General features: G+C 28.7%; 20 protein-coding genes and 1 riboswitch. Of the genes, 11 read left to right on the plus strand and 9 right to left on the minus strand.

What is annotated here, in order from left to right:
• Positions 1-2: 2 nt before the first annotated feature.
• Genes ACIJYA_RS00465 through ACIJYA_RS00480 form a run of 4 tightly spaced genes read right to left on the minus strand, consistent with a single transcriptional unit; the run spans position 3 to position 2,946 of the window.
• A complete protein-coding gene (locus ACIJYA_RS00465; RefSeq protein ID WP_435088531.1) occupies positions 3-779 on the minus strand; it encodes an ATP-binding cassette domain-containing protein in 777 nt (258 codons plus the stop codon).
• Position 780: 1 nt separating this feature from the next.
• Positions 781-1,377 (minus strand): LPS export ABC transporter periplasmic protein LptC, encoded by a 597-nt coding sequence (locus ACIJYA_RS00470; protein WP_435088532.1) that lies wholly within the window; start codon positions 1,375-1,377, stop codon positions 781-783.
• Entirely contained in the window at positions 1,370-2,335 is a 966-nt protein-coding gene (locus ACIJYA_RS00475; RefSeq protein WP_435088533.1) for a KpsF/GutQ family sugar-phosphate isomerase, read from the minus strand. The genes ACIJYA_RS00470 and ACIJYA_RS00475 overlap by 8 nt, the downstream gene beginning before the upstream one ends.
• Complete coding sequence (locus ACIJYA_RS00480; protein ID WP_435088534.1) at positions 2,335-2,946, minus strand: ribonuclease D; 612 nt, start codon at positions 2,944-2,946, stop codon at positions 2,335-2,337. The genes ACIJYA_RS00475 and ACIJYA_RS00480 overlap by 1 nt, the downstream gene beginning before the upstream one ends.
• 26 nt (positions 2,947-2,972) lie before the next feature.
• Between ACIJYA_RS00480 and ACIJYA_RS00485 the strand changes: the two genes are divergently transcribed.
• Positions 2,973-3,962, plus strand: coding sequence for a complex I NDUFA9 subunit family protein (locus tag ACIJYA_RS00485; protein WP_435088535.1), 990 nt, complete (start codon positions 2,973-2,975; stop codon positions 3,960-3,962).
• Between the two features lie 3 nt (positions 3,963-3,965).
• On the opposite strand, the gene ACIJYA_RS00490 is transcribed toward ACIJYA_RS00485, so the two are convergent.
• Positions 3,966-4,460, minus strand: coding sequence for a GcrA family cell cycle regulator (locus ACIJYA_RS00490; RefSeq protein ID WP_435088536.1), 495 nt, complete (start codon positions 4,458-4,460; stop codon positions 3,966-3,968).
• 170 nt (positions 4,461-4,630) lie between these two features.
• On the opposite strand from ACIJYA_RS00490, the gene ACIJYA_RS00495 reads away from it, so the two are divergent.
• Positions 4,631-5,797, plus strand: coding sequence for an aspartate aminotransferase family protein (locus ACIJYA_RS00495; protein ID WP_435088537.1), 1,167 nt, complete (start codon positions 4,631-4,633; stop codon positions 5,795-5,797).
• A 1-nt stretch (position 5,798) separates the two neighbouring features.
• Positions 5,799-6,728, plus strand: a complete 930-nt coding sequence (argF, locus tag ACIJYA_RS00500) for an ornithine carbamoyltransferase (RefSeq protein WP_435088538.1) — start codon at positions 5,799-5,801, stop codon at positions 6,726-6,728.
• Here the strand turns inward: argF and ACIJYA_RS00505 are convergent.
• Entirely contained in the window at positions 6,720-7,259 is a 540-nt protein-coding gene (locus tag ACIJYA_RS00505; protein ID WP_435088539.1) for a c-type cytochrome, read from the minus strand. The two genes, argF and ACIJYA_RS00505, sit on opposite strands and share 9 nt — an antisense overlap.
• Positions 7,260-7,374: 115 nt before the next feature.
• Between ACIJYA_RS00505 and kdsB the strand changes: the two genes are divergently transcribed.
• The 4 genes from kdsB (at position 7,375) to recR (ending at position 11,678) form a co-directional block, all read left to right on the plus strand.
• On the plus strand, positions 7,375-8,106 hold the full coding sequence (gene kdsB / locus ACIJYA_RS00510; protein ID WP_435088540.1) for a 3-deoxy-manno-octulosonate cytidylyltransferase: 732 nt from the start codon (positions 7,375-7,377) through the stop codon (positions 8,104-8,106).
• Positions 8,106-8,942 carry a prephenate dehydratase domain-containing protein gene (locus ACIJYA_RS00515; RefSeq protein WP_435088541.1) on the plus strand — a complete coding sequence of 279 codons (837 nt, stop codon included), beginning with the start codon at positions 8,106-8,108 and terminating at the stop codon, positions 8,940-8,942. The genes kdsB and ACIJYA_RS00515 overlap by 1 nt, the downstream gene beginning before the upstream one ends.
• A 141-nt stretch (positions 8,943-9,083) precedes the next feature.
• Positions 9,084-11,063, plus strand: a complete 1,980-nt coding sequence (dnaX, locus tag ACIJYA_RS00520; protein ID WP_435088542.1) for a DNA polymerase III subunit gamma/tau — start codon at positions 9,084-9,086, stop codon at positions 11,061-11,063.
• Positions 11,064-11,066: 3 nt separating this feature from the next.
• On the plus strand, positions 11,067-11,678 hold the full coding sequence (gene recR / locus ACIJYA_RS00525; protein WP_435088543.1) for a recombination mediator RecR: 612 nt from the start codon (positions 11,067-11,069) through the stop codon (positions 11,676-11,678).
• On the opposite strand, the gene ACIJYA_RS00530 is transcribed toward recR, so the two are convergent.
• Positions 11,665-13,851, minus strand: a complete 2,187-nt coding sequence (locus ACIJYA_RS00530) for a malate synthase G (RefSeq protein WP_435088544.1) — start codon at positions 13,849-13,851, stop codon at positions 11,665-11,667. The genes recR and ACIJYA_RS00530 overlap by 14 nt on opposite strands.
• A gap of 79 nt (positions 13,852-13,930) precedes the next feature.
• Positions 13,931-14,020: riboswitch (glycine riboswitch) on the minus strand.
• 101 nt (positions 14,021-14,121) lie between these two features.
• Here ACIJYA_RS00530 and ACIJYA_RS00535 point away from each other — a divergent pair.
• The gene (locus ACIJYA_RS00535; protein ID WP_435088545.1) at positions 14,122-15,219 is read left to right on the plus strand and encodes an acetyl-CoA carboxylase carboxyltransferase subunit alpha; all 1,098 of its coding nucleotides are present in this window, start codon (positions 14,122-14,124) and stop codon (positions 15,217-15,219) included.
• A 2-nt stretch (positions 15,220-15,221) separates the two neighbouring features.
• On the opposite strand, the gene secA is transcribed toward ACIJYA_RS00535, so the two are convergent.
• A complete protein-coding gene (gene secA / locus ACIJYA_RS00540) occupies positions 15,222-17,759 on the minus strand; it encodes a preprotein translocase subunit SecA (protein WP_435088546.1) in 2,538 nt (845 codons plus the stop codon).
• 65 nt (positions 17,760-17,824) lie between these two features.
• Here secA and argJ point away from each other — a divergent pair, with 65 nt between their 5' ends.
• Together argJ and ACIJYA_RS00550 are read left to right on the plus strand one after the other, a co-directional pair.
• A complete protein-coding gene (gene argJ, locus ACIJYA_RS00545) occupies positions 17,825-19,126 on the plus strand; it encodes a bifunctional glutamate N-acetyltransferase/amino-acid acetyltransferase ArgJ (RefSeq protein ID WP_435088547.1) in 1,302 nt (433 codons plus the stop codon).
• 39 nt (positions 19,127-19,165) lie between these two features.
• A complete protein-coding gene (locus tag ACIJYA_RS00550; RefSeq protein WP_435088548.1) occupies positions 19,166-19,594 on the plus strand; it encodes a DUF1178 family protein in 429 nt (142 codons plus the stop codon).
• On the opposite strand, the gene ubiG is transcribed toward ACIJYA_RS00550, so the two are convergent.
• Positions 19,591-20,313: a bifunctional 2-polyprenyl-6-hydroxyphenol methylase/3-demethylubiquinol 3-O-methyltransferase UbiG gene (ubiG, locus tag ACIJYA_RS00555; RefSeq protein WP_435088549.1), complete on the minus strand. Its 723-nt coding sequence runs from the start codon at positions 20,311-20,313 to the stop codon at positions 19,591-19,593. The two genes, ACIJYA_RS00550 and ubiG, sit on opposite strands and share 4 nt — an antisense overlap.
• A 78-nt stretch (positions 20,314-20,391) precedes the next feature.
• Here ubiG and ACIJYA_RS00560 point away from each other — a divergent pair, with 78 nt between their 5' ends.
• The gene (locus ACIJYA_RS00560; RefSeq protein ID WP_435088550.1) at positions 20,392-21,603 is read left to right on the plus strand and encodes an aspartate kinase; all 1,212 of its coding nucleotides are present in this window, start codon (positions 20,392-20,394) and stop codon (positions 21,601-21,603) included.
• Position 21,604: the final 1 nt, after the last annotated feature.

Raw genomic sequence — 21,604 nt, forward strand, 5'->3', positions numbered from 1 at the left:
ATTTATTTAAAACTAAAAGAATCACCAAAATACGCACTTTTAGCATCTATATTATTTACCAATTCCTGAGGCGAACCTTCTGCAACAATTTTACAGTTACCAAGTATCATGGCTTTATCTACACAAGCAAGCAAGTCTCTTGCTTGGTGGTCACATATACAAATTGTTATATTTGACTCTTTTTGTAAATTTACGATTATTTCTTGCAACATTTTAATTGTTAAAACGTCAAGTGCAGCAAAACATTCATCTAGAAGAAGAACTTTAGGGTCACTCAATAGTGATAAAGCAATAACTAATTTTTTTTTCTGACCTCCTGATAAAAATTTAGCTTTAACGTTTTTTAAATTTTCTAGTTCAAATTTTGAAATTAAGGAATTGATTTTATAGTCTTCTGTACTTTTGTCATTGATTACAATCTCAGCAATTGCTTTTAAATTTTGATATAAAGTTAGATCATTAAAATAACCACCATATTGAGGAACATAACCTATGTGAAATTTTTTTGTTCTCAAATAAATCGGGTAATCCAAAACATCTGTATTATTTAATTTAATTTTTCCACTATTTGGCTGTATTAGACCTGTTATTAAATTAAAAATTGTACTTTTCCCAACTCCATTTGGGCCAAGCATTCCAAAAATTTGACCTTCATTAATTTTGAAATTTATATTCTCTAAAATTAATCTACTTCCATAAGAAAGATTTATATTTTCAAAAGAAATAATCGAATTAGGTTTTTTGTGAGATTTAATTCTAAATTGTTTAACTAATCCCATTTTATTTTATATTCGTAACGTTAACTTGTTCATTTGAATTATACATAAAAATTTTTGTATCTTTGGTCGTTGTATCAAGTTCGATCACATCTGCCTTCATTGTATTTTCTAGGTTTTTGTAAACCACATTTCGTGAAATAATAATTAAATTCTTAATCATGGAAAAATCTAAATAATCACCTGTTATTATATTGTCAATATAATCTATTTTTACATTTTTTGAAAAAATAGTGTCATAATTTATGGTATTATATTTGCCATAATTAGAGGTAATTACAATTAATTCAGAATTTTTAACTAATTTTATATACGCTGTAACATCAGTAAGAAAAATTATATCACTATTATCCAAATCAATTTCACCTACTTTTGCTACAAGAATATATTCATTGCCCTTTAAATCTCTTGAGGTGTAATTTATATCTTTGATAATATTTGAATTATAGACAACTTCTTCTTCAATTTTAGTTGATAGATTAACTGTCTTGGACAATAAGCTTTTATCTTTTTTAAAATATTCTGAATAAACAAACCAAGCTATTATTATTAGAGATAAGATTAATATTATCTTTAGAATTTTTTTTTTTTCATCAACCAATATTTGATTGCAGGATATTATGTATATGAAGAACACCTATTGTTTTATGCTTATTTTTTTTATCATGTACGCAAAGTGAGGTAATTTTTTTTTCATTCATTAGTGCCAATGCTTTTGCTGCTAGAGACTGTTTATCAATACTAATTGGGTTTTTTGTCATTATTTTTGTAACATTCATTTCATTCAAATTTTGTTTTTTTTCGTTATAACGTCTAATTTGACCATCAGTAATTACACCAATAGTTTTTTTTTGTTTATTTTGAATAATTAAAACTCCTAATTTTTTATTACTTAATATTTTGATAGCACTTTTCATATTTGAATTTTCTTTTACAAAAGGAATTTTTCTTCCTATTAACATTATGTCTTCAACAGTTTTTAATTGAGCTCCAAGATTACCTGCAGGATGTATTTTTTTAAAATCAAATTTACCAAATTTTTTATATTGCATAGCTGATATTGCTAATGCGTCTCCTAAGGCTAGCTGTGCCGTAGTGCTTGAAGTTGGAACAATACCACCTGATTCTTTTACCTCAGGAATCATAAGTTTTATATCTGATGCTTTATATAAAATAGAGTCTCTTTTAGACATAATTCCTATCAGCATAATTTTATTTCTGTTTGCATATTGAATTATATTTTTTAGTTCATTAGTTTTACCTGAATAACTAATTAAAATTAAAATATCTTTTTTTGAAACACTTCCCAAATCTCCATGAGAAGAATCGCTTGCAGATAAATTGAAAGATGGAGTGCCAATAGAAGATAAAGTTGCAGATATTTTTGCTGCTATCAATCCACTTTTGCCTACGCCACACAAAATTACTTTAGATTTACATTTTGCAATTTCAATTACAGCTTTATTAAATGAATTATCAATTTTATTTTTTAATTTTTGTAATGCATGTATCTCAAGATCAATTACTTTTTTTGCTAAGGGTATAAATTTTTTTGTCATTAGTGAGACCAGATATCATCTTTAAATAACGCTAAGTCTAAATTTACTCTAGTTTTCAAAAATTTTAAGCAATCCTTATAAAGATCTATTCTATTTTCTCTTTCTAAAATCTTATTAAGTTCTTCATGAATTTTGTGCAAGTACATCACGTCATTAGCACAATATTTTAGTTGAGCTGGAGAAAGTTCCCCACCAAAATCTGAACTTTGAAACTGTTTGCTTATGTCAATATTAACAAATTCTTTAATTAATGTTTTTAATGAGTGACTATCAGAGTATGATCTTGCTAATTTTGATGCAATTTTAGTATCAAGGATATTATTAGTATCTGTTTTTAAATAGTATTTGATATGGGCCATGTCCGCTCTTCCATAATGAAATATTTTTGTAGTATTTTCATCAGTAAGTAATTTTGTTAAATTTGGAGCGTTGTAATTCTTCCTATCAAATTGGATTATGTGGGCATCAGAATTTCCTGAAGATATCTGAATTAAGCAAAGAGGATCTCGTCTGACATTCAGACCCATAAACTCACCATCAACAGCTATTAGATTGCCTAAATCTAAATCATCTGGTAAATCATTTTTGTGAAGTCGAATATTATTACTCATATTTAAACATATATAATGGAATTCAAATGAAAGCAAAAAATTGTCTAATTTTTGGTGGCAGTGGTCAAATTGGTCGAAACTTAATTAGGAAGCTAACAAAAAATAACTATAGAGTAACAGTTGTAACAAGAAATATTCATCAAAAAAGTTACATAATCAAAACTCAAGGTAATGCAGGGTATATTGATGTAGTAGAGGCTAATATTTTTGATGAAAATAAAATTAGAAGTCTTTTTCAAAAAGCAGATATTTGCATAAATTTAATCGGAATTTTATTTGAAAAAAAACATGGCAATACATTTAAAAATATTCATTCAACCCTACCTTCATTGTTAGCTAAACTTTGTAAAGAGTATAATCTAAAGCATTTTATTCATTTATCAGCTTTAGGAATAAATGATGCAATAGACTCTGATTATGCGAAAAGTAAATTAGAGGGAGAAGGCAATGTATTAAAAAATTTCCCGTTAGCTACAATCTTAAGACCATCAGTTGTATATTCTGTCGATGATAACTTTACTACAAACTTTATGACCTTGCTAAATAGATTGCCAGCTTTTCCAATCTATTATGAAGGTAAGACAAAATTTACACCAATCCATTGTTCTGATTTAACAGATACTATTTATCACGTTATCTCTAAAAATATTTATTCAAAAATAATTGAATGCACTGGTCCAGAAATCATTACTTTCAAAGAGCTTCTAGAAAAATTACAGATATTAATTGGTAAAAAAAGAATTTTGCTACCTTTCCCATTGCCAATTGCTAAGTTAACAGCAAGATTTTTTGAAATGCTACCAACTCCGTTGCTTACAAGAGATCAATTAAGATTACTAAAATATAACAATGTTTTGTCTGGAAAATACAAAACTAATTCAGATATTGGAATTCCTAGTGTTAGATTCTTTGATCAAGAAGTTAAAAAGTATTGTTATATGTGGAGAGAAGGCGGCCAATTTTCCACAGAAAAATATTTAACAAATAAAGATTTAGAAAACAATATTAACAATTAGTTTTTAAGCAGTCTTAATTTTTTTCTCAATAAACTCTGGCACTTCTTCTTTGTCTGTAACTTCTTCTTTTTTACCTTTAGGTTGGTAAGCATACAAAAGGTGTAACTTACAATAAGAAAAGTCTTTTAGTGAAGATCTACCACAAAAATAAAATGATTTTTCATCTGGATGCCCAATTGGCCATTTACATAAACTTTCATCTAATTCTTCTAATTGTTTAGGATTTTCTGGCTCAAAGTCTTTTTCAATAATTAAGGATTTAAATTTACTTTTTCTACCTCTTTTGCTTTTGATATTTTTTTCTTCTAAAGAGTTTTCAAAATTTTGATTTGAAGTTGCAGTTCTAGTTTTAATCTTTGCCGAAAGGTTTAATCTATGGGCCTTACCAATTACAGCATTCCTGCTAATACCACCAATGATCTCAGCAATTTGGCTTGCAGTGTTTCCTTTACCCCAAAGTTCCTTAAGTTTATTAACTTTTTCTTCGTTCCAGCTCATATCAACATATTGTATTTTAGTTTATTAAAACCACAATATACTGATACATTAAGAAATTAAACAAGTAAAATCTCAAAGTTATCAACAAAAATAAATTAAAATTGGTTTATAGGTATTTTCAATCATCACTTGTATCTAATAATTAAAATTTATAAAAACTGATTAAAATTATGAGCTATTTAGCAAAAAATTATAACAGAAAAAAAATTTCATTTAAATATGGAAAGGGAAGCTTTTTATATTCAAATAACGGAAATAAATATTTAGATTTTGTTCAAGGTATAGCTGTAAATTCCTTAGGACACGCACATCCCAAATTGGTAAATGCTGTAAACAAACAATCAAAAAAACTTTGGCATGTTTCAAATGCATTTCAAATTCCAGAAGGAGAAATGTTAGCTAAAAAATTAGCTAAAAAAACTTTTGCTGACTATGTTATGTTTCAAAATAGTGGTGCAGAAGCAACTGAGGCTGCAATAAAAACCGCAAGAAGATATTTTTACTCAATTGGAAAACCCAAAAAAAACAGAATTTTATGTGTCAAAAATAGTTTTCATGGAAGAACACTAGCAGCAATATATGCAAGTGGTTCAAAAAAAATGACTGAGGGTTTTGGACCAAAAGTAAATGGATTTGATCATTTTGATTTTGGTAACCATAAATCTTTAAAAAAGAAAATTACAAAAAACACTGCAGCTATAATGGTTGAAACTATTATGGGTGAAGGAGGTATTAAGGTAATTCCTGATTGGTGCTTAAAAGAGCTTAGAAAAATTTGTGATAAAAAAAATATGCTTCTAATATTAGATGAGGTGCAATGTGGAATTGGAAGATCAGGTGATTTCTTTGCTTTTGAAAAATCTAGAGTAAAACCAGATATTGTTCCAATTGCAAAAGGTATAGGAGGTGGATTTCCAATTGGGGCAGTTTTAATGAATAAAAAAGTTGCTTCAGGAATGACAGCTGGAACTCATGGATCTACTTTTGGCGGTAATCCATTAGCAATGACTGTTGGAAATTCAGTAATGGATATAATTTCAAATAAGAAATTTTTAAAAAATGTGAAAAGTATTTCAGAATATTTTTTAACAAATCTTATTAAAATTCAAAAAGAATATCCTAACATTATTAAAGAAATAAGAGGTAGAGGCCTGTTAATTGGAATACAGCTTAAAACAGATCAAACAAAATTTATAAAGAAACTTATGGATAATAATTTATTAACAATTAGAGCAGCTGAAAATGTTGTTAGAATTTTACCACCACTTAATGTAAAAAAGAATGAAATCAACCAATCGCTAAAAATAATAAAAAAAGTTTGTTCAGAATTAAATTAAAATGAAACATTTTATAAATTTAAAAGATATACCAGCTAAAGATCTTAGAAAAATCATTGTTGATGCAAAAAAAAGAAAAAACCTTAGAAAAAAATTAAGCACTTTAGAGGTTGATAAAGGGTCTCCATTAAAGGGTAAAATGCTTATCCAGATGTTTGAAAAAGCAAGTTCGAGAACAAGAATAAGCTTTTATTTGGCAATAAAGCAGCTTGGTGGAGGAACTTTAACCCTTAGATCCAATGAGTTACATCTTGGCCAAGGTGGCGAAAGCATATCAGATACAGCCAAGATACTATCAACTTATGGTGATGGTTTTATGTTAAGAACAGATAGTGATAAAAAAATTGAAGATTTTAAAAATTATTTATCAATCCCAATAATAAATGGTCTAAGCCCATCTTCACACCCAACTCAAGTTTTGTCAGATGTTTTTACTGCTGAAGAAATAAAAAAAAAACCAATTTCAAAATTAAATATTTGCTGGATAGGAGATTCTAATAATGTTTTAGATAGCTTAATAGCTGCGTCTGTAAAATTTTCATTTAAACTTAGCATAGGATGTCCAAAAAACTTTGAACCAGGCAAGGAAGTAAGAGCATGGGTAAAGAATAATAACAAAAAAATATTTATTTATAATGATCCTAAAAAAGCCCTCATAGGAGCTGATGTTATATTTTCAGATAAAGTTATTTCTCTAAACGATAAAGTAAATAAAAAGAAAAAAATTGAACAATTTAAAAAATTTAAAATAGATAAAAAATTAATGAATTATGCAAAGAAAGATTGTATTTTTCTTCATTGTTTACCTCGTGGGTCTGAAGTAAGTGATGAAGTTTTTTTAGGAAAAAAATCCCACGTATGGCAACAAGCTCTTAACAGAGTTCATGTCCAAAAAAGTATTTTATTATATTGTTTTGGAAAATTAAGGTAGCGGTACAGGATTATCTGAATTTTGATTTAAGTATTTTATAACTGAGGCTCTATCTTTTTCTTTTCTAAGTCCTGCGTATGCCATTTTTGTACCTTTAATATATTTAGCTGGTTTTTGTAAAAACCCATTTAGTTCTTCAAATGTCCAATTTTTATTGTAAGCAGCTAAAGCTTTAGAATATTTGTAATCAGCAACTTCTCCAACTTTTCTATCAACCACATTATATAATGCAGGGCCAATTTTGTTTTTACCACCCTTAACTATTGAGTGACAAGCTGCACATTTTTTGAAAATTTTTTCACCTACAGTCACATCTCCCATTGACATCAATGCTGCTATATCAATTTTTTCTTCTACTGTTGTTTCCGTGGAAGACGATACAGTTGTAGGCTGTTCAACTTCTACTGTATAACCAGGAGTTTTTGGTTTTTCCACATGAAATACGACACTTGACAGTTTTCCAATACCAATAACTAAAAGAGCTACCATCAAAACAGCAGCGACTATTTTATTTATTTCAAAAGAATCCATTTTTCTAAATATTATGTAGGAACATATATCACGATAAATTGAAAAATTACTAAAATTTAATGTATAAATTTGCCTCTATTTCTATTTAATAGGCATAAATATAATTCAATTATTAATGAAAACATTAACCATTATACCTTCAAGATTATTAGCAACAAGGCTGCCTGGTAAGCCTTTGCTAAAAATAAATGATTTATCAATTATATCTCATGTATTTAGAAGAGCTCAGGAAGCAAATATTGGCGAAGTAGTTGTTGCAACAGAAGATCAAGAAATAGCAGATGATGTTATTAAAAATGGAGGTAGAGCTATTTTAACAAGTAAAAATCATAAAACTGGAACTGATAGAATTTATGAGGCATTCGAAATGTTAAAGATTAAAGATGTGGATTTAATATTGAACTTACAAGGTGATGAACCTGCAATTAATATTAAGGACATTATAAACTTAAATAAAAAAATGGTAAGTAGTCAATCTAAAATGGGCACACTTGCTGCAACAATGAAAGATCTCAAAGATTTAGAAAATGAAAATATAGTAAAAGTTATTACCAAAAAAGATTTAAATGAAGATGAGTTTTCTAAAGCAAATACCTTCCTAAGAAGTTCATCAAAAATAGCAAATATTTATCATCACATAGGAATTTATTGCTATTCAACAGAAACATTAAAAAAATTTGTTGAGCTTAATCAGTCAAAAAATGAAATTGAAAATAGACTGGAACAGTTAAGAGCACTAGATAATAATATAGAAATAAATGTTGCTCTTGCTAGCTCCTCTCCAATAGGAGTAGACACTAAAGAAGATTATCTGGCCTTAAAAAAAATTATGGAATATAAAGTTTAATGAGTAAAATTTATTTTCAAGGAACTTTTGGTGCATATTCTCATTTAGCAGCTTTATCAGTTGATCCAGATGCAGAAATAATACCCTGTAAAACATTTGATGAATGTTTTAATAGAGCAAGTTTAGAACCAGAGTGTAAAATAATCATTCCTGAGTCTAATAGAATTACAGGAAATATTGGTATTGAATATTTAATCTTTAAACACAGACTTAATATATACAAAGAACATTTTCAAAAAATAGAACACAATTTGCTTGGTCAGCCTGGTGCAAAACTTAATGACATTCAAGAAGTATATTCTCATGCTCAAGGTTTATCTCAATGTTCAAAATTTATAAAAGAGAATAATATAGTGGAACATATTAGAGCTGATACAGCTGGTTCTGCAGAAATGATCTCAAAAACAAAAGATGTTAAGCAAGCAGCAATAGCTTCTTCTTTAAGTGCTGAAATTTATGGATTAGATATTGTTAAAAAAAATATTGAAAATGAAAGTGGTAATTTAACAAGGTTTTTAGTTATGGGAAAAAATATTTCTCAACCTGAATTTGGAGAAAAAAAATATATTACTTCGTTTTTATTTAAGCTTAAAAGTAAGCCAGCAGCTCTTTATCAATCTCTTGGTGGTTTTGCAATTAATGGAGTTAACTTAACAAAATTACAGAGTTATCCTGAAAAAAATACATTCGACTCATTCTTTTTTTTATGTGATCTGGATGGACATATAGAAGATCCAAAAGTTCAAAAATCTTTGGAGGAACTAGGACTTCATTGTGAAGATTTTCACGTCTTAGGTGTTTTTGAGGCTGATAAGTTAAGAGATAAAAAAAAATAAACTTTTCTTGTAGAATAGAAAATATAACTGCTATAATAGTTCTGGAGGCTAGAGGTGGATGCTGCTTGAACCCGACCAGATCCTAACGGAAGCAGTCGTAGAGACAGTTATTCAGGTTCTAGTCTCCTTTAAATAAATAAAATGAACAACAATTCTAAAGTATTAGCTTTAAAATATAGACCACAAACTTTTGATGATTTAATTGGTCAAGAAGTAGTGGCTGAAACTATAACTAACTCCATTAAAGCAGATAAAATTCCTAACGCCTATCTATTCACTGGGATTAGAGGAATTGGTAAAACTACAACTGCTAGAATAGTTGCTAAAGGGCTTAATTGTTTAAATGGAATTGAAAATTTATGTAAGAAAGATTTATGCGAAAATTGTAAATCTATAGCTAACTCAAGTCATATTGATGTGCTTGAAATGGATGCGGCCAGCAAAACAGGTGTAGATGATGTAAGAGATCTAATTGAATTTTCTAGATATGGCCCAACGTCAGCAAAATATAAGATTTTTATAATTGATGAAGTTCATATGTTAAGTAAGCAAGCATTTAATGCTTTGTTAAAAACACTTGAAGAGCCACCAGAATATTTAAAATTTATTTTTGCAACTACAGAAATTAAAAAGATACCTATTACAGTGGTCTCAAGGTGTCAAAGATTTGATTTGTCTAGAATTAAATCATCAGAATTATTTGAGTTTATTAAAGATATTAAAGAAAAAGAAAAAGGTAAAGCTTCAGATGAAGCTTTGAAGCTGATTGTTAAAATATCAGAAGGGTCTGTAAGAGATGCCTTATCTTTATTGGATAGAGCCTTGTTGAGCTTAGATGAAAAAACAGAACTAGATCTTAATGCCGCACAAAAAATTTTTGGATATTTTGATAAGTCTCAATTAATTAATTTATTTGAATTAATATTGAGAGGTGAAGAGGAAAAAGTTATTAATATTTATAGAAAAATTTATGATCAAGGTGTTGAACCAAAAGTATTTATGAATGATTTTTTAGAAATACTTTATTATTTTAAAAATATTAACTCATTATCTCTGGAAAGTACAAATTTCTCTCTTAATGATGAAGAGTTTTCAAAAATCAAAGATATTTCTAATCAGGTAGATTCTGAAGTTTTAATCTTATTTTGGCAGTTTACAATATCCTCACTTGAAGAATTAGATATTGTTTCCAATCAACATCTATCAATAGAAATGTTTTTAATAAGATTAATGCATTTAAGTTTAATTAAGTTAAATAAAAATTTAGATCAAGAAGAAAGTAATGATACTTTGGTTAATCATAGAGCCAAAGAAGAAAACGAACAGAAGTTAGAGGATAATTCAAGAACTGTTAATCAAATTAAAAATATAGCTCAAGAGGAAAAACAGAAACCAGAAGTTAAACCAGAGATAAAAACAATTGATAAAAGTTTAATCAATTCATTTGACGATCTTCTTAGTGTCTGTACTTTGAAAAAAGAAATTAAATTGAAATATGAATTAGAAAAAAATGTAAATTTAGTAAAATTTGAAAAAAATAGAATTGAAATTTCATTTAATGATAATTTAGATAAAGATTTTGTAAAAGATCTTTCTTCAAAACTCTATGAATGGACCAATGAAAGGTGGATTATTACTTTTAGTAAATCTAAAGGTGAGATGTCAGTTAAAGAAAAACAAAAAAATAAAAAAGATGAATTAATAAATGAGGTTAAAAGCTTAGAGATTTATAAGAAAGTAATGGAAAAATTTCCTGATGCAGAACTTATAGATGTAAAGTTGAATAAAAAAAAGAGGATAAAAATGACTGATTTTAGTAAGATTTTGGATAAGGCTAAGGAGCTAGAGGCCAAAATGAAAGAAAGCCAAGAAAAAATTAAAGAAATAAAAGCCGTAGGAATTTCAGGCTCTAATTCTGTTAAAATTACTCTTGATGGTGAAGGAGAGATGCAAAAAATTCAATTATCAGATGAAATTATTAAGGAAGATAAGACGATAATAGAAGATCTAATTGTTGCAGCTCATAATAGCGCAAAATCACAGTTAAAATCAAAAACCACAGAGGAAATTTCAAAAGCCACAGGAGGTTTTGGAATACCTGGTTTTAAGTGGCCATTATAATAAATGCAAAATATTAATGAGATTGAGGAGCTAATTAAATTAATTTCAAAGCTTCCTGGGTTAGGCCCTAAGTCAGCTAAAAGAATTGTTCTTAAATTAATCAATAATCGAGACGAATTAGTTAAACCGATGGCAAGCACATTGGCTCAGGTTTATAAAAACGTAACAAGATGTAATTCATGTGGTTCATTAAAATCTAATTTAAATGGATGTGTAAATTGTGAAAGTGTAAAAGAAAAATATACAAAAATTTGTGTTGTGGAAGATATTGCGGATCAGTGGTCAATTGAAAACTCAAATATCTTTCAGGGATACTTTCATATTTTAGGTGGAACAATTTCTTCAATAGGACAAAGAAAAGAAGATCTTTTAATTAACTCTTTAGTAGAACGAGTGAACAGAGAAGGCATTGAAGAGGTTATACTTGCAACAAGTGCAACTGTTGAGGGGCAGACTACTGCGTATTATATTCAAGATAGTTTAAAAAATACTAATGCAAAAATTACTAAATTAGCTCAAGGATTGCCAGTTGGTGGTGAAATTGAAAATTTAGATGATGGAACTTTATTTTCTGCTTTTAAAAATAGAGCTAATTTAAACTCTAATTCAGATTAAATTTTTTTTTTAATCTGTTTTGATGCAACAATGGTTCAGTGTAACCTGAAGGCTGTTCTTTACCTTTGAAAATTAAGTTACATGCAGTCTGAAAAGCTAAAGATCGATCAAAGTCGTCGGACATTTTAGTGTATCCAGTTCTTCCACTTCTAGTATGAGCAGAATCTTTTTCATTTTGTTTGTCTACTATTTTGGCCATTTCTTTCATAATTTCAGTAACCTGAATTTTAGTAGTAATTCCATGATGTATCCAGTTAGCAATATGTTGTGAAGATATTCTAAGTGTTGCTCTATCTTCCATCAGTCCAATGTTGTTTATATCTGGAACTTTAGAACACCCAACCCCTTGATCAATCCATCTAACTACATAACCAAGCAATGTTTGTGCAGAGTTTGATATTTCACTATTTATTTCTTCTACTGACCAATTTGGTCTGTTTGCAACAGGAACTGTTAAAAGATCATCTAATTTTGCTTTTTCTCTTTTTATAATATTTTTTTGTTCATCAAAGATATTGATTTCGTGATAATGTAATGAATGTAAGGCAGCTGCTGTTGGAGAAGGAACCCAGGCACAATTAGCTCCTGCTTTTAAGTGTCCTGTTTTTTGCTCCATCATATCTTTCATTTTATCAGGCATTGCCCACATTCCTTTTCCAATTTGAGCCTTTCCTGATAAGCCACATTTTAGCCCAACATCAACGTTGTTATTTTCATATGCCAAAATCCATTTAGAAGATTTCATATCTCCTTTTTTAATCATTGGTCCAGCTTCCATTGAAGTGTGCATTTCATCACCTGTTCTGTCTAAAAATCCAGTGTTAATGAAGAAAACTCTATTTTTTAAAGTTCTTATACATTCTTTTAAATTTGATGATGTTCTTCTCTCTTCATCCATAATTCCTATTTTACAAGTGTATTTTTTTAAACCCAATACTTCCTCAACTTTAGAAAAAATCAAGTCTGTAAATTCAGTTTCATCTGGTCCATGCATTTTTGGCTTAACTATATAGATTGATCCAGTTCTTGAATTTGTTTTATTTTTTAAATCATGAATTGCTGCAGCAACAGTTATAAATGCATCCATAATACCTTCAGGCACTTCGTTACCATTACTTAAAATTATCGAAGGGTTAGTCATTAAATGACCAACATTTCTAACCAACAATAAACTTCTTCCATGTAACTTAAGTCCTTTTCCATCTTTTGAAATATAACTTCTGTTTGGGTTTAGTTTTCTTTCAAATAATTTACCATCTTTTTCAAATTGTGTTTTAAGATTTCCTTTCATTAATCCAAGCCAGTTTCTGTAGCAAACAACTTTGTCTTCAGCATCTACTGCAGCCACACTGTCTTCGTTGTCACAAATTGTTGAGACAGCAGCTTCTAAAATTATATCACTAATCCCAGCATGATCTTGTTGAGCACTAAAAGCTCTTGGATCTCTTAAAATTTCAATATGTAAGTTATTATTTTTCAATATAATTGCTGAAGGATTATCAGCTTCACCTCTATGACCAATAAATTTTTGTTCTTCAGCTAGATCAAATATGTCAGCACCCTTTAGGGTTTTTAACTTACCTTCTTTAATAGCAATACTCGTAATTTTGTGCCAACTAAGATTTTTAAGTGGAAAATGCTTATCTAAAAAATCTCTTGAATATTTAATAACCATTTCTCCTCTTAAAGGATCGTACCTCTCAGATACACTATCTTCAGATTGCTCTATAACATCAGTTCCATATAGACTATCATACAAACTCATCCATCTTGCATTTGCCGCATTAAGAGCATAGCGCGCATTCATAATTGGTACGACTAATTGTGGTCCAGCTATTTTTGTTATTTCTTCATCTACATTTTCAGTTTCTATTGAAAAATCTTCTCCTTCTTCTTTTAAATATCCAATCTCATATAAAAACTTTTTATATTCATCTAGTTTAATTTCATTACCTTTGTTTTTAATATGCCAATCATCAATTTTTTTTTGCAAAGTTTCTCTAAAGTTTATTAATTCTCTATTTTGAGGCTCGAGTTCATTAACAATTTTCTCAAACCCTAACCAAAATTTATCAGATGAAATACCTGTATCTGTTAATAGCTCCTGATTAACAAAATTTAACAAACTTTCTGAAACTTTGAGAGTACGAATGTTTATATATTTATCTGGCATAGCACTTTTGTTACCCCATCTGTATTTTTGCCTGAGAGTTTTGCTCCTTCGGCGGAAATTAATCTCTTTCCAGAGTGTTATGCTTCGATCGGTCCTTTTGCCTGAGAGTTTCCGGGGTGGTTGCTCCTTCGGCGCTAAAAAGTTAATTAGTCTCTCCCGATGTGAAATTTGTATCCTTAAAAAATATTAAGTCAATTAATATTGCTAATAATTATTTTAATTAACATTTTATTGCCTTTTTTATAATTTAAATTCTACTATAAATACTCCATGAAAAATTATCTCAATTTTGAAACAGACATTAAAAATTTAGAATCTGAGATAGAAAAATTGAAAGATCCTTATAATCAAGATGGTCTTTCCGAGGTAGACACTCAAAAAATATCTAGTACACAAGCTGAGCTTGATAAAAAATTAAAAGATATCTACTCAAACCTTGATCCTTGGCAAACCACGATGGTTGCTCGTCATGAGGACAGACCAAAATCTAAGTTTTTCATTGATAATTTGTTTGATGATTTCATTTCTTTGTCTGGAGACCGTTTCTATGGAGAGGATAAATCTGTTTTAACAGGATTTGCTAAATTTAATGGCACTTCAGTTTTAGTAATAGGTCAAGAGAAAGGTGAGAATTTAGAAACTAGAATTGAGAGAAATTTTGGAATGATGAGACCCGAAGGTTATCGTAAAACAATTCGATTAATGAATTTAGCAAATAAATTTAATATCCCAATAATATCATTTATAGATACGCCAGGAGCATATCCGGGTGTTGGAGCGGAAGAAAGAGGTCAGGCAGAGGCTATTGCTAAATCAATTGAATGTTGCATGGAACTAAGTGTTCCAACTTTGGCAATTATTATTGGAGAAGGAGGTTCTGGTGGTGCAATCGCTTTGGCCTCATCAAATAAAGTTATAATGTTAGAAAATGCTATTTATTCAGTAATTTCCCCAGAAGGGTGTGCAACTATTTTGTGGAGAGATCCAAAAAAAATGCTTGATGCTGCAAAAGCAATGAAGCTTTCAGCAAAAGATTTATTAGAATTAAAAGTTATTGATGAAATTATTCCTGAGCCATTAGGCGGTGCTCATAGAGATAGAGATCAAATGTTAGAAAGTTTAAAAGACTCAATATCAAAAAATTTAAACTATTTTAAAGATTTATCGTCTGAAGAAATAATGAATGAAAGAAAAAATAAGTTTTTAAAAATTGGAAGAAATCAAGGATTTATTAGCAATTCTGAAGATTTAAGTACTCTAACAATTAAAAATAATAATTTTGATAAAATTTTAAAATCAAAAAAAGTTTTAATTGGATCGATACTTGCAGGCTTAGTTTTATTGATTGCTGTTTTTAGTCTGTTCTAAATTTATAAAGCACCACAGCAATGCTTAAATTTTTTACCTGATCCACATGAGCAAGGTTCATTCCTGCCAATTTTTTTACCACTTTTAATTTGATCTACCATTGATACTTTTCTTTCTTCTTGTTGCTCAGTGACAACTTTTAGATTCATTAGAATAGTTACGTAATCTAATTTTAATTTTTCAAGAAGATTAGAAAATAAATCGAAAGCCTCTTTTTTATATTCAACCAAAGGGTCTCGCTGACCATACGATCTAAGTCCAATTACTTGTCTCAGTTGTTCAAGATATTGAATATGAGATTTCCAATTCAGATCAATTGATTGCAAGAAAATTCTTTTTTCAATTTCTTTTGCATGATCCTCTCCTAAAACCTTTATCCTCTCATCTCTAGATTCTGAAAATTCATTGATAATTTTTTCTTTTAATTCATCATCTTTTGCAGAAATTAATGATTTTAATTCTAACTCATCAAAACTTTTACCAACAATCTGTTTTAGGCGATTACTAAACTCATTACTTTTAGGATTCGATAAACTTTGGATTTTTAACTTGATGATATCGTCAATTATATCCTTTAAAAACTCATCAGAATAATCAAATATGCTTCGACTATTCATAGCATTTTTTCGTTGAGAAAATACGACATGCCTTTGATCATTCAAAACATTATCAAATTTTATTAAGGTTTTTCTTATATCAAAATTTCTAGCCTCTACTTTTTGTTGAGCTCTTTCAAGAGCCTTATTAATCCATGGGTGATCAATACTTTCTCCATCTTTAAGTCCTAATTTTTCAAGCATTTTATTCATAGACTCTGATCCAAAAATTCTCATTAAATCGTCTTCAAGACTTACATAAAAAATAGAACTACCTTCATCACCTTGTCTTCCAGCTCTTCCTCTTGCTTGATTATCAACTCTTCTTGATTCCATTCTTTCAGTCCCAACTACAAATAAGCCACCTAGAGATTTTATTTTGTTTTTATCGATTTGAAGTTGAGCCTCTTTGATAGATCCTTTTTTACCACCCAGCTGAATATCCACACCTCTACCAGAAATACTAGTTGTGATGATTACTGATTTTTCTTTACCCGCATTGGCTATTATATCTGCTTCATTTTCGTGATTTTTTGCATTTAATATAACATGTTTAATATTTTTTTTATTTAACAAGGTTGAATAAATTTCTGACTTATTAATACTAGATGTGAAAATTAAAATTGGTTGGCCAGCATTATGACGCTCAACAATTTTGTCAACAATTGCATTATTTTTTTCTTCCTCAGTTCTGAAAATTTGATCATTATAATCTTTTCTAATCATTTCATTATTAGTTGGAATAATCACAACAGCTAAACCATAGATTTCATAAAATTCTTCAGCTTCAGTTGCAGCAGTTCCAGTACATCCTGATATTTTTTTATAAAGTTTAAAATAATTTTGATATGTTATTGAAGCCAAGGTTTGATTTTCTGCTTGAATATTTATTTGTTCTTTTGCCTCCAAAGCTTGATGTAAACCATCTCCAAATCTTCTACCCTCAAGTATTCTGCCAGTCAGTTCGTCTATAATTTTTAAGCTTTCATCTCTAACAATATAATCTTTACCTTTTTCAAATAAATGATTAGCACGAAGAGCTTGATTGACATGATGAACTAGATGTAAATTTTCTGGATCATAAAAGTTATTGTTTTTTAAAATTCCAGCAGTAGAAAAAATTCTTTCTACATTATTTATTCCATCATTAGTTAAAAGAATACTTTTTTCTTTTTCATCTATCTCATAATCTTTATTACTTAACTGTCTTACAAGCTTATCAACAGCAAGATACTGAGCTGTTTTATCTTCAGCAGAACCTGATATGACTAGTGGAGTTCTAGCTTCATCGATAAGACAAGAGTCTATTTCATCAACTATAGAAAATGAATGTTCTCTTTGAACCATTTCATTTTCTGAGAATTTCATATTATCTCTTAAGTAATCAAATCCAAGTTCACTATTGGTTGCATATGTGATGTCACAATTATAATTTTTCTTTCTTTCATGATCATCTTGGTCGTTATTAATGTAACCTGATGATAAACCTAAAAAGTTATAGATTTGCCCCATCTCTATGGAGTCTCTTTTTGCTAGGTAATCATTAACAGTTACAATGTGAACACCTTTTTCAGTTAGAGCATTTAAGTATGCAGCAAGAGAAATTGTAAGAGTTTTTCCTTCTCCAGTTCTCATTTCAGCAATTTTACCTTCATGAAGAACTACTCCCCCAATTATTTGAACATCAAAGTGTCTTTCATTTCGAGTTCTTTTTGATGCTTCTCTTACTAATGCAAATGCCTGTGGTAAAAGTTCATCCAAGGTTTTTCCTTGTTTAATTTGTTCTTTATATTCTTGGGTTTTTTTTGGAAAATCTAAGTCGTCAAGTTTTTTAAATTCATCCTCAAGTGAATTTATTGTCTTTACAATTTTACCAATTCTATCCAACTCTTTTTGATTGCTAGATTTAATAAATTTTGTAATTAGATTTAAAGGATTGAACATGAGTATTTGATTTATTCTTTACTTATAATGTTTAATATATGTATTAAATAATTATTTTAAACACTATGGGAATTAATTTATCAAACTTTTTATCTTCAAAATCAAAAAATGCCAGAATGATTGATTTTCAAGACCTTGATCATATTGATGGTGTATCTATTTCTGTTGTAAGTGCAAATCTATATAATGATAATAGAGATGACTTATCCATGTTCTATTTTAGAGACGGAGCTAATCATGCATCAGTTTATACTCAGTCAAAAATAATATCTGAAAATATCAAGTGGAACTTAAATCAAAATAGTAAAAAAATTTATTCTCTTATAGTAAACACTCGGAATGCCAATGCTTTTACGGGTAAGCAAGGTTATGAAAGTTTAAAGAAACTATCACATATTATTTCATCAGAATTAACAAAAAAACAAGAGCAAGATGAAGATATTCTAAAAAAAATTTCTTCAAAAGATATAATCTTTGGCTGCACAGGAACTATTGGGGAACCTTATCCTTATGAAAAAATTTCACATCAAATCCCAAGTTTAATTAATAAAATTAAATATACCCAAAATAAATTTATTTGGATGAAGGCTGCACTTTCCATAATGACAACTGATACTAAGCCTAAGTTAGCAATGGAAGAATGCACAATTGCAAATAAAAAAATTAAGATTTATGGAATAGCAAAAGGTTCAGGAATGATCCATCCAAATATGGCAACTACTTTAGCTTATGTTTTTACAGACGCTAAACTTTCAAATGACATTTTAAATAAATTACTTAAAAAAAATATAGCAACAACTTTTAATGCCATAACTTGTGATGGCGACACAAGTACCAATGATATGGCAACAATTTTTGCAACTGGTAAAGTAGATAATGCACAAATTAAAAATATAAATGACAAAAAAATTCAAAATTTTGATAAGGCTTTAAACAAGGTTTTGTTAAATCTAGCAAAAAGAGTCGTTTCAGATGGGGAGGGATCTTCAAAGTTTGTGACGGTAAATGTTAAAAAGTGTAAATCAGAAATTGAGGCAAAGCAGATTGCTCTTTCTATCGCTAATTCTCCTTTAGTTAAAACCGCAATTGCTGGTGAAGATCCTAACTGGGGTAGAATAATTATGGCAATAGGTAAAGCTGGACCAAAAATAAATTTGAAAAAACTTTTAATTAAATTTGGAAATTTAAAAATTGTACAAGATGGAAAACTACATCAAGGTTATGATGAAACAAAAGCTTCAGAGTACATGAAAAATGAAAATATTGATCTTGATATTGAAATATTTACTGGAAAGAAAAGCTTTACTGTTTACACAATGGATTTTACAAAAAAATATATTGATATTAATGCAGATTATAGAAGTTAGTGGTATGGAAAATTTTTTAAGGATTATTAATTAAATATCATGATTAAATATAAACTAGCGTGTAAAGACTGCCAAACAACATTTGATAGTTGGTTTGCTTCATCTAAGGAATTTGAAAAATTAAAAAAAAAACATCTTTTAATCTGTCATATTTGTAATTCTAAAACAGTAGATAAATCTCTAATGGCACCCAGCTTAAGAAACAATAAAAAAGATAAAAAAAACGATTTGCAATTAGATAAATATAATAATGTAAAAAAAACTATTAAAAGTTATCAAAAATTTATTAAAGAAAATTTTAAATTTGTTGGTGAAAATTTTGCTTATGAAGCACGATCTATTCATTATAGTCCTAAAAAAAAAACTAAAGGTATCTATGGAAATGCTTCCAAGAAAGATCTTATGGAACTTAAGGAAGAAGGCATCGATGCTCAGATGATACCTTGGGTAGAGGACAAAGATAATTAGAGTTTTATAGATTTTACAATATAATTAATTGAAGTGTCTGAAGAAACAGTCCACTCATCCTTAATTATATTAAAATTCATTCCATTTAACTTTTCTAATTTTAAATTATTTTTGTTTAAAATTTTTTTAAGATCTTCTGGTCTTACAAATTTTTCCCAGTCATGAGTTCCTATCGGAAGCCATCTTAAAACATATTCTGCCCCAACTATTGCAAATATATAAGATTTTAATGTTTTATTAAGAGTGGCGACAAACATAAGGCCATTTTTTTTTAAAAGTTTTGAACAAGAATCTATAAAAAAATTAATATCTTCTACATGTTCAACTATTTCCATATTCAAAATAACATCAAATTTTTTTTTAATTTTTAATTTTTCAGGTGATGAGCATAAATAATTAATTTTAAGTTTATTTTTTTTTGCATGTAACTTAGCAATACTGATATTTTTGCTTGATGCGTCAATTCCAGTTACATTTGCACCTAATCTTGTCATTGGTTCAGATAGAAGTCCTCCGCCACAACCAATATCTAATATATTGATTTTATCTAGAGGTCTTTGTTTGTCTTTTAATTTAAAACTATTAATAATGTTTTCTTTAATATACTTAATTCTTATAGGATTGAATTTATGAAGTGGCTTAAATTTTCCTCTTGGGTCCCACCATTCAGCCGCCATTTTTGAAAATTTTTCAATTTCTTTTTTATTTACAGTGCTCATAATCGATAATTAGTTGACATAACAACTTAGATGTATTTTATCAATTATTTATTAAAATATAATAAATAAATTTGATCAATGAAAACTGTTGTTTTAAAGTTTGGTGGGACTTCTGTTGGAAGTATCGATAGAATTAAAAAAGTATGTAAAATTATATCTTCTTACAAAAAGAAGAAGAATAATGTAGTGGTTATTTCCTCTGCAATGAGTGGAGTGACTAACGAACTAGTAAATAAATCTAAATTAATTAGTAATAATTTTGACAAAGCTGAATATGATTCTCTACTGTCCACAGGAGAACAAGTTTCGTGTGCTTTAATTGCTGGAAGACTAAAGCATATAGGGTTTAAATCTAGATCTTGGTTATCTTGGCAAATACCTATTGTAACTGAAGGACCTTATTCTGCAGCAAGAATTAATAAAGTAGTTTCAAAAGAATTACAGAGCTATCTTAAAAGTGGAGGAATTCCTGTAATCACTGGCTTTCAAGGAATAAACAAGGATTATAGGCTAACAACTATCGGCAGAAGCGGTTCAGATGCTACTGCAATAATGTTAGCTAAATTTATTAAAGCAGATGAATGTATTATTTATACTGATGTAGATGGTGTTTATACCACTGATCCCAGACAGTACAAAAATGCAAAAAAAATTAAAAAAATATTTTATGATGAAATGTTAGAAATGGCATCTTTGGGCTCAAAAGTAATGCAACCAACTTCTGTGCAAGATGCAAAATTGAACAAAATAGACATAAAAGTTAAATCTTCATTTGTTTCAAAGCCTGGAACTTTAATCACAAATTCATCAAAAGCCTTTAGCGATCAAATTATTACTGGAATTTCATCAACAAAAAATGATGCAAAAATTACAATTGAAGGAGTTAAAGATAAACCAGGTGTAGCAGCTTCAATTTTTAAACCTTTGTCTCAAAATTTAATAAATGTTGATATGGTTGTTCAAAATATCTCACTTAATGGCAAGGAAACAGATCTCACATTTACAATAAAAGCTGATGACTTAAAAAAAACAGAAAAATTTATAAAACAGAATAAAAAAATATCTTACAAAAAGTTATCTTTTGATAAAGATGTATCTAAAGTCTCAATAATTGGGGTAGGAATGATAACAACCCCTGGAATAACCTATCGAATGTTTCAAGCTTTAGCTTCAAAAAAAATAAATATCCTAGTAATATCTACTTCTGAAATTAAAATTTCAGTTTTAGTTGCTACTAATCAAGTAAAAAAAGCTATAGCAGTATTGCACAAAGAATTTAAATTAGACTAAA

This window comes from Candidatus Pelagibacter bacterium nBUS_29 (assembly GCF_051200905.1).
Taxonomy (GTDB): domain Bacteria; phylum Pseudomonadota; class Alphaproteobacteria; order Pelagibacterales; family Pelagibacteraceae; genus Pelagibacter.